The sequence below is a fragment of the Edaphosphingomonas haloaromaticamans genome, from assembly GCF_001853345.1.
Taxonomy (GTDB): domain Bacteria; phylum Pseudomonadota; class Alphaproteobacteria; order Sphingomonadales; family Sphingomonadaceae; genus Sphingomonas_E; species Sphingomonas_E fennica.
Genome location: NZ_MIPT01000001.1, coordinates 1,560,717 through 1,569,003, shown reverse-complemented (window position 1 = coordinate 1,569,003; position 8,287 = coordinate 1,560,717). Strand labels below are relative to the sequence as shown.

The 8,287-nt window shown below is 66.4% G+C and carries 9 protein-coding genes and 1 tRNA gene; 4 read left to right on the top strand and 6 right to left on the bottom strand.

Annotated features, from left to right (window positions below):
- The 5 genes from BHE75_RS07215 to BHE75_RS07200 all read right to left on the bottom strand — a co-directional run.
- Positions 1 to 669 (bottom strand): molybdopterin biosynthesis enzyme (locus tag BHE75_RS07215; protein ID WP_070933448.1); only part of this gene is annotated, 669 nt, incomplete at its 3' end.
- Positions 666 to 1,604, bottom strand: coding sequence for an XdhC family protein (locus BHE75_RS07210; RefSeq protein WP_070933446.1), 939 nt, complete (start codon positions 1,602 to 1,604; stop codon positions 666 to 668). The genes BHE75_RS07215 and BHE75_RS07210, both read right to left, overlap by 4 nt.
- Positions 1,605 to 1,658: 54 nt before the next feature.
- The gene (locus tag BHE75_RS23125) at positions 1,659 to 1,787 is read right to left on the bottom strand and encodes a DUF2474 domain-containing protein (RefSeq protein WP_084652994.1); all 129 of its coding nucleotides are present in this window, start codon (positions 1,785 to 1,787) and stop codon (positions 1,659 to 1,661) included.
- Entirely contained in the window at positions 1,774 to 2,787 is a 1,014-nt protein-coding gene (gene cydB, locus BHE75_RS07205; RefSeq protein WP_070933444.1) for a cytochrome d ubiquinol oxidase subunit II, read from the bottom strand. Before cydB ends, BHE75_RS23125 begins: the two co-directional genes overlap by 14 nt.
- Positions 2,784 to 4,187 (bottom strand): cytochrome ubiquinol oxidase subunit I, encoded by a 1,404-nt coding sequence (locus tag BHE75_RS07200; protein WP_070933442.1) that lies wholly within the window; start codon positions 4,185 to 4,187, stop codon positions 2,784 to 2,786. Before BHE75_RS07200 ends, cydB begins: the two co-directional genes overlap by 4 nt.
- A 149-nt stretch (positions 4,188 to 4,336) precedes the next feature.
- Between BHE75_RS07200 and BHE75_RS07195 the strand changes: the two genes are divergently transcribed.
- From BHE75_RS07195 to BHE75_RS07180, 4 genes are all read left to right on the top strand, one after another.
- Positions 4,337 to 5,545 (top strand): toxic anion resistance protein, encoded by a 1,209-nt coding sequence (locus tag BHE75_RS07195; protein ID WP_070933440.1) that lies wholly within the window; start codon positions 4,337 to 4,339, stop codon positions 5,543 to 5,545.
- Complete coding sequence (locus BHE75_RS07190; RefSeq protein ID WP_070933437.1) at positions 5,545 to 6,252, top strand: hypothetical protein; 708 nt, start codon at positions 5,545 to 5,547, stop codon at positions 6,250 to 6,252. The genes BHE75_RS07195 and BHE75_RS07190 overlap by 1 nt, the downstream gene beginning before the upstream one ends.
- Before the next feature lie 90 nt (positions 6,253 to 6,342).
- A tRNA-Cys gene (locus tag BHE75_RS07185) sits at positions 6,343 to 6,416 on the top strand.
- 165 nt (positions 6,417 to 6,581) lie between these two features.
- A complete protein-coding gene (locus tag BHE75_RS07180) occupies positions 6,582 to 7,817 on the top strand; it encodes a tyrosine-type recombinase/integrase (protein WP_070933435.1) in 1,236 nt (411 codons plus the stop codon).
- Here the strand turns inward: BHE75_RS07180 and BHE75_RS07175 are convergent.
- A complete protein-coding gene (locus tag BHE75_RS07175) occupies positions 7,814 to 7,975 on the bottom strand; it encodes a helix-turn-helix domain-containing protein (protein WP_368073071.1) in 162 nt (53 codons plus the stop codon). The two genes, BHE75_RS07180 and BHE75_RS07175, sit on opposite strands and share 4 nt — an antisense overlap.
- Positions 7,976 to 8,287: the final 312 nt, after the last annotated feature.

The following is an 8,287-nucleotide window of genomic DNA, read 5'->3' as shown; positions in this document are numbered from 1 at the left end:
CTCGTCCTGTTCCCCCAGCCGCCGGGCAAGCGCGGCCTCGTCATGGTTGCAGATATGCTCCGCCGCCAGCGCCGCCCCCAACCGGGCAAGGCGCTGCCGGGTCGCGACGGCGGTGCCGGCGAACATCTTGTCGGGCTGGCCCGGCAGCCGCGTCTGGATCAGCGCGGTCGGCGGCAGGGCGAAGGGCCGCACCCCGATATCGGCGCGCCTCGCCGCCGCGATCGCCGCCGCCAGCGCCTGCCCGCCGATCGCATAGGGGATGATCTTCATCGTCGCGACGGCATCGCCCGCACGCACCGGCCGGCAGGGGTGCAGCGTGCCGAGGCCGATCGCCTCCGTCACCAGATTCACCGCGTCGATCGCCGCCCCGTCGCAATGGAACAGCCCATCATGCAGGGCGATCAGGTCCACCCGGCCGTGGCGGGGAACGGATGCCTCCACACCCGCCCCCGCCAGCGCGGCGGCAATCGCCATGGCCGCCTCGTCCTCACCCACGTCGCCGGGGTCGAGTTGCGCCACCACCAGCTCGGCAAGGCCTTCGCGCTCCGCCAGCGCAATATCGTCGGGCGTAAGGCTGCGGCCCTTGGGCAGGCGCCGGCCGCCGATCATGCGGCCATGGCCCAGCAGCGCGCCCACCGCCTCGCCTGTCGGAACCGGGCCGAACCTCATTCCCGGCCACGCAGCCGGGCGGTGGCCTGCGCCAGGATCGAAAGCGCGATTTCCGGCGGGTCGGCCGCGCCGATGTCCAGCCCCGCCGGCCCGGCGATCCGCGCCAGCGCTTCTTCGCCGAACCCCTGCGCCGCCAGCCGCTCCAGCCGGGCAGCGTGCGTCCGCCGCGATCCCAGCGCCGCGATGTAGAAGGCCGGCGATCCGAGCGCTGCCGCCAGTGCGGGATCGTCGATCTTGGGATCGTGCGTCAGCGTCACCACCGCGCTCGCCGCATCCGGCCGCCATTCGGCCATGGCCTCGTCCGGCCAGCGTTCATCGGGAACGATCCCCTCCACCCCGAAGGATGCGGCGAAGCTGCCGCGCGGATCGACCAGCAGCGGCGCATATCCGATCATCCGCGCCATCGGCACCAGCGCGCGGGCGATATGCACGGCGCCGACGATCATCAGCCGCAGGGGCGGCGCGTAGCGCGCCACGAAGTCGCCTTCCCGTCCCTCTCCCTCCACGCTGCGCCCGTCGTCGAGACCGGTCGCGACCGCAACCGTCTCGCCCCGCGCCCGCGCATCGCGGATACGGGCGATCAGTTCCGGCGGAAAATGCTTCGCGTCGATCGTCTGCACCAGCACGGAAATGCGGCCACCGCAGGCCAGCCCCACCGCCCAGGCGGTCTCGTCCGCGACGCCATAATCCAGCCGGCGCGCGCCGCCCGTCGCCAGCAATTCCTGCGCGGCCACGATCACGTCGCCCTCCACGCAGCCGCCGCTCACCGATCCGGCGAAGCGGCCGTCGTCGCGGATGATCGCATGGCTGCCGCGCCGCCTTGGCGCCGATCCCCAGGTTTCGATGACGGTGGCGATGGCCACGCGATGCCCGGCGGCCAGCCAGTCCGCGGCCGTCGCCAGCATGATATCGAGATCGTCCCCCGTCCCATTCATGGGACACGGGCGTAGAGCATTTTCCCGTGCGTTGGAACGCCGCCGGATCGGCCTTTATCCCTTGATTGCCGTCCGCAGCAGCCACGCCACCGCGCCGATCGCGAGGACGCTCATCGCCCAGATGGCGACGAACCAGCCGATCCGCCGCAGCCAGGGCGGCGGCTTGCGCTCAGTGGTCGCCATGCGCGTGATAGCCGTCATCGCCCACCTTGCCGCGGAACACCCAATAGGCCCAGGCGGTATAGGCCAGGATCACCGGGATCAGCACGCCGGCACCGATCAGCATGAACACCTGGCTCGAATGCGGTGCCGCGGCATCCCAGATCGAAACCCGGCCCGGTATCACCCACGGCCAGATCGAAATGGCCAGCCCCGCCATGGAAAGGGCGAACAGCCCCAGCGTCCACAGGAAGGGGTGCGAATCCGGGGCGCGGCCGATCGACCGCCACAGCATGAAGGCGACGAAGGCGATCAGCAGCGGCATCGGCACCGCCACGATCAGCCCCGGCCATACGAACCAGCGCTGCCAATATTGCATCTCGAGGAAAGGGGTGGAGAGGCTGACAGCGGCGATCGCCACCACCAGCGCAGGCACCAACGGCCGGGCGAAGCGGCGGGCGTCCGCCTGCAACGGCCCTTCCGTCTTCCAGATCAGCCAGCCCGCGCCCAGCAAGGCATAGCCGATCACCAGGCTCACCCCCGTCAGCAGGCTGAATCCGCTCAGCCAGTCCCACCACCCGCCGGAATAAGCGCGGTCGTGCACCTCGATGCCCTGCAGCAGCGCGCCCAGCGTGATGCCCTGCGCGAAGGTCGCGACCAGCGATCCCGCGAAGAAGGCGAAATCCCAGAACCGGCGATGATTGGGGTCGCGCCAGCGGAATTCGAAGGCCACGCCCCGGAACACCAGCGCCAGCAGCATCGCGATCAATGGGGCATAGAGCGCCGGCAGCACGATCGAATAAGCCAGCGGGAAGGCCGCCAGCAGGCCGCCGCCGCCCATCACCAGCCAGGTCTCATTGCCGTCCCACACCGGCGCGATGGCGTTCATCGCGGCATCGCGCTCGCGCCCCACCCGGAACTTCGGGAACAGGATGCCGATGCCGAGGTCGAACCCGTCCATCAGCACATAAGCGGCAACCGCGATGGCGATGATCGCCGCCCAGATGACGGTGAGGTCCATCATTCGCCCTCCTGCACGGCCTGCGCGGGCGTTATCCCGGCGCTGCGAATGGGCGCGCGTTCCGGCGCGCCCTCGCGCGGCCCCGGTGCCTTGCCCGCCAGCTTCAGGATATAGAGCGTGCCCACCGTGAAGCAGGTGAAATAGACGATCACGAACGCCACCAGCGATGCGCCCACCGCCGGCGAGGCGAGCGGCGAAACCGCGTCGGACGTGCGCAGCAGCCCCTGTATCACCCAGGGCTGGCGCCCCACCTCGGTCGTCACCCATCCGGCGATCACCGCCACGAAGCCCGATGGCCCCATCACCAGCGCGAAGCGGTGCAGCCAACGCCATTCGTAAAGCCGCCCCGTCACCCGCCCCAGCAGGCTCCACAGGCCCAGCGTCAGCATCAGGAAGCCGATGCCCACCATGATGCGGAACGACCAGAATATGATCCCGACCGGCGGCCGATCCGCCTTGGCCACGGTATCGAGGCCGGCCAGCGGCGCATCCAGATCATGCTTCAGGATCAGCGAGGAGAGCTTGGGAATCTCGATCGCGGCATGCACGGTCTCGGCCTTGCTGTCCGGTATGCCGAACAGGATCAGCGGCGCGCCGTCCGGGTGGCTCTGATAATGGCCTTCCATCGCCATCACCTTCACCGGCTGATGCTCCAGCGTGTTGAGGCCGTGCAGGTCGCCGGCGAAGATCTGGATCGGCGCCACCAGCGCCGCCATCCACATCGCCATGGAGAACATCGTCCGCACCTGCGGCCCGCGATCGCCGCGCAGCAGGTGCCACGCGCCCACCCCGCCCACGGCCAGCGCGGTCGTCAGATAGGCGGCGATCACCGTATGGACCAGGCGATAGGGGAAGCTCGGGTTGAAGATGATGTCGGCCCAGCCCGCCGCCGGCACGAACTGCCCCACATCGTTCAGGGTGTGGCCGGTCGGCGTCTGCATCCAGCTGTTGACCGAAAGGATCCAGAAGGCGGAGATGAAGGTGCCCAGCGCCACCGCGCAGGTCGCGGTGAAGTGCAGCCCGCGCCCCACCTTCTTCATCCCGAACAGCATCACGCCCAGGAACCCCGCCTCCAGGAAGAAGGCGGTCAGCACCTCATAGGCCATCAGCGGCCCGATCACCGGCCCGGCCTTGTCGGAAAAGACCGACCAGTTGGTGCCGAACTGGTAGGACATGACGATGCCGGAAACCACGCCCATCGCGAAGGCGACGGCGAATATCTTCATCCAGTAACGGAAGAGGTCGAGATAATGATCCTTGCCCGTCTTCAGCCACAGCCCCTCCAGCACCGCGAGGTAACTCGCAAGGCCGATCGAAAAGGCCGGGAAGATGAAGTGGAATGAAACGGTGAACGCGAACTGCGCGCGCGCCAGGATTAATGCCGTTTCGCCTTCAGCCATCATGGCCCCCGTTCATAGGCTGCTTTGAAATACCCGAAATCTGACAAATTGTCCAAGCGGTTCGACGAACGCCCCAGCCGCCCGCCCCGGCGCTTGAACCGCGCGGCTTTCCCCTCCATCTTGGATGCCTTCAAAGGGTTGGGAGGACCTGCATGGCGACGGACGCGACGGAAACCGAAACCGATCTGGTGCTGAAGGCACCGGAACCGGTGAAGATCGTCGCGCCGGAAAAGGCCGCCGGGCTCGTCCCCCTGCGCGACGAGCAGCGCACCCAGCTCGATGCCAAGGCCGAGGCGTTCGTGGACGAGCTGGCCGCGCTCGACGCGAACAGCCCCGAATTCGGTATGAAGGTCGATCAGATCTCCAACATGGGCCGGCGCGAGATCGCCGAGGCCGCCGGCCAGTCCAACCGCTTCCTCGATTGCCCCGTGCGCGCGATGGACAAGGATACCGGCGTCGGCACCGACCTGGCGGAGCTTCGCCGCACCATCGAGGATCTCGATCCCGGCAGGCAGGGCAACCTGCTCGCGCCCAAGAAGCTGTTCGGCATCCTCCCGTTCGGCAACAAGATGCGCGACTATTTCGACGGCTACAAGTCGGCGCAGAGCCACATCTCGTCGATCCTGGCGAGGCTGGCCGGCGGCAAGGACGAGCTGCTGAAGGACAATGCCGCCATCGATGTCGAACGGCAGAATCTGTGGGCGGCGATGGGCCGGCTGGAACAGATGATCCACGTCTCCAAGGCGCTCGACGCCCAGCTCGAAGCCAAGGCGATGGAGCTGGAGGCGACCGATCCGGCCAAGTCCAAGGCGATCCGCGAAACCGCACTCTTCTATGTGCGCCAGCGCTCCACCGATCTCCTCACCCAGATGGCGGTGACGGTGCAGGGCTATCTCGCGCTCGATCTCGTCAAGAAGAACAATGTTGAGCTGGTGAAGGGCGTCGATCGCGCGTCCACCACCACGGTGGCGGCGCTGCGCACCGCCGTCACGGTCGCCCAGGCGCTCACCAACCAGAAGCTGGTGCTGCAGCAGATCACCGCGCTCAACACCACCACCGCCAACATGATCGATTCCACGGGCGAGCTGCTGCGCACCCAGACCGGGGAGATCCACAAGCAGGCGGCTTCCTCCACCATCCCGCTCGAAACGCTGAAGCGCGCTTTCCAGAACATCTATGATACGATGGACAGCATCGATAAATTCAAGCTGGAAGCCCTGTCGTCGATGAAGCAGACGGTGACCACCCTGACCGACGAGGTCGAAAAGTCGCGCGGCTATATCGCCCGTGCCGAAGGCGCGGCGCAGGCGCGGATCACGGCCGGCGGCCCGGCCGATCCCTTCACGCCGGTCGATCGCTGATGGCGGATTCCACCCGCGTCCTCGAACAGGCCGAAGCCCTGCTGCGCCGTGTCTCGCCGGAAGGGCGGCGGATGCGCCAGCGCGCGCGCCAGCGGCGCTGGACCGCCTTCTGGCGCCGGGTGAAGCTCGCCATCGCCGCGATCCTCGCGGCCGCGCTCGCCGCCGGCATCTTCGGCACCTTCGTGGCCCCGCTGGGCATAGGCGGCGTGTTTCTCACCCTCATCGTCATGGCGATCCTCGCCTTCGCCATCCTGATGTGGCCGGCGGGCGCGGAGCCCACGCCCGAAAAGCTGGTCCAGGCCGATATCAAGGCGCTGCCGCTCCAGACCGAGCAGTGGCTGGAACGCCAGCGCCCCGCGCTCCCCGCCCCCGCCCAGCGCCTTGCCGACGGCATCGGCGTGCGGCTGGAGGCGCTCGCCCCCCAGCTCGCCACCCTCGATCCGGCCCAGCCCGCTGCGGTCGAAATCCGCAAGCTGCTCGGCGAGGAGCTACCCGAACTCGTCTCCGGCTATCAGCGGGTCCCACCGTCGCTCCGGCGCGACGAACGCAACGGCAAATCGCCCGACCGCCAGCTTGTCGAAGGGCTGGAGGTCGTGGACAGCGAGCTTGCCCGCATGACCGAGCAACTCGCCTCCGGCGATCTCCACCGCCTCGCCACGCAGGGCCGTTTCCTCGAGCTCAAATATCGCGGCGAGGGCGAGGACTGACGCGCCTCGACACCGCCCCCGGCCATCCCCTCGCGCAGCCGACTTGACGACCGCCCCGCCCCCGCCTATCCCGCGCCCTCACCGCTTCGAGGCCCGATGGCGGAGTGGTTACGCAGAGGACTGCAAATCCTTGCACGCCGGTTCGATTCCGGCTCGGGCCTCCACCTACCCTTCCAGCACAGTCCAGATTCGTCCAGAAAATGGCTGTTTTTCAAGGGTTTTGTGTGGTATAAAATCCCTGCCGGTCCGGCTTGATCCGGGGGCATACCAACAAAAAGTGGGTATATTTGTTGGTATCCCTGGGGGCCTCCGGAAGGAGATACCAACAAATGGCCCTGTCCGCTGTAGCCGTTAAGAACGCCAAGCCCGCCGAGAAGTCGTACAAACTGAGCGACGGTGGCGGCCTGTTCCTGCTCATTTCGCCCGCCGGCCATCGCTACTGGCGGATGGCCTACCGATTTGACGGCAAGCAAAAGACCCTCGCCTTTGGTGTATATCCCGAGGTTAGCCTCGCCGACGCACGCGAGCGTCGCGATGAAGCCCGGCGGCTTCTTGCCAAGGGAACCGATCCCGCACAGCAGGCCCGGCTCGACAAGATCGCCGCTAGCATTGCTGCTGCTTGTACCTTCGGGGCTGTTGCCGATGAATGGCTGGAGAAGGCCGCAAAGGACGGCATATCCGAGGTCACGCTCAAGAAGAACCGATGGCTGATCAACCAGATTCGCCCGTCGCTCGCGAAGCGACCGATTGCGGATATCGCAGCGCCAGAACTACTGCTGGCGCTGCGGAAGATCGAAGCCAAGGGGCGCTATGACACGGCGCAGCGGCTAAGAGGCACCTGCGGCCAGATTTTCCGCTACGCGATTGCAACATCGCGCGCTGAGCGTGATGTGTCGGCAGACTTGCGTGGCGCGCTTGTCCTCCACAAGGTCACGCACCGAGCGGCGGTCCTCAAGCCAGATGCCGTTGGCGCGTTACTTCGCGCGGTCGAGACATTCGACGGCCATGTCCTCACCCGGACCGCGCTCCGGCTCCTGCCCCACGTCTTCGTGCGGCCCGGAGAGTTGCGTTTCGCGGAATGGAGCGAGTTCGATTTCGATGCTGCCGTGTGGACGATCCCGGCTCACAAGACGAAGATGCGGAAGATCCATTCTGTCCCCTTGTCGCGCCAGGCAATTGCGATCATCGAGTCGCTTGAGACCGACGTCGAGTTCAGCCCCTACCTCTTCCCTTCACTGCGCTCGGGAACGAGGCCGATGTCTGAAAATACGATCAACGCTGCTCTGCGCCGCCTTGGCTATGCCAAGGACGAGATGACAGGGCATGGCTTTCGGGCAATGGCCAGCACCTTGCTCAACGAGATGGGGCAATGGAATCCCGATGCGATCGAGCGTCAACTTGCTCATGCCGAGGGCAATGCAGTGAGGCGTGCCTACACCCGCGGTGAGTATTGGGATGAACGCGTGCGCATGATGCAGCACTGGTCAGACTATCTCGATCAGCTTCGGGACGGCGCAAAGATACTGCATCCCGCCTTCCGGCGTGGCAAGCAGACCTCGCGCTAGACGCCGGTAAGCGTTTTCAGACTCTTATATGGAATGAGCGTGGTGCGACCGACCTTTACGGTCTCGAGGTCGCCCGACTGGATCAATTCATAGAGGCGGGATCGACTTATACCCGTGAGTTGCACGGCGGTCGATATCCGCACGGTCAGCGGCTCCATCGCGCTCGATCGAGCGCGCGAGCTTTCAGCAGCGGACGATTCTGACTTGGTCATGGCTAGCCTACCGATGACGCGATCGAGTGATCGCGGCGCGAGGCCGCAGTGAATCCGTGCTCGGATCGGTGGTCCACTCGGGGGTTTCTAGACTTTTCATATTGCCTCGGCGGAATATGAGGCTCGCAGCGGACAGTCAGGAAGCCGTCATATCCTGGCGCAGTCTCTCGCTTCCGATCCACCACACAATCTGCATCTGCGGCACTGAGCTTCCGCATTTCAGGAATCCGTCCACCAGTTGGGCCGCAGCTCCGCAGT

Bases quoted from the DNA above. Each gene is read 5' to 3' on its own strand.
- BHE75_RS07210 (WP_070933446.1), bottom strand. From the start codon at position 1,604: ATGAATGGGACGGGGGACGATCTCGATATCATGCTGGCGACGGCCGCG.
- BHE75_RS23125 (WP_084652994.1), bottom strand. From the start codon at position 1,787: ATGGCGACCACTGAGCGCAAGCCGCCGCCCTGGCTGCGGCGGATCGGC.
- cydB (WP_070933444.1), bottom strand. From the start codon at position 2,787: ATGATGGACCTCACCGTCATCTGGGCGGCGATCATCGCCATCGCGGTT.
- BHE75_RS07200 (WP_070933442.1), bottom strand. From the start codon at position 4,187: ATGATGGCTGAAGGCGAAACGGCATTAATCCTGGCGCGCGCGCAGTTC.
- BHE75_RS07195 (WP_070933440.1), top strand. From the start codon at position 4,337: ATGGCGACGGACGCGACGGAAACCGAAACCGATCTGGTGCTGAAGGCA.
- BHE75_RS07190 (WP_070933437.1), top strand. From the start codon at position 5,545: ATGGCGGATTCCACCCGCGTCCTCGAACAGGCCGAAGCCCTGCTGCGC.
- BHE75_RS07180 (WP_070933435.1), top strand. From the start codon at position 6,582: ATGGCCCTGTCCGCTGTAGCCGTTAAGAACGCCAAGCCCGCCGAGAAG.
- BHE75_RS07175 (WP_368073071.1), bottom strand. From the start codon at position 7,975: ATGGAGCCGCTGACCGTGCGGATATCGACCGCCGTGCAACTCACGGGT.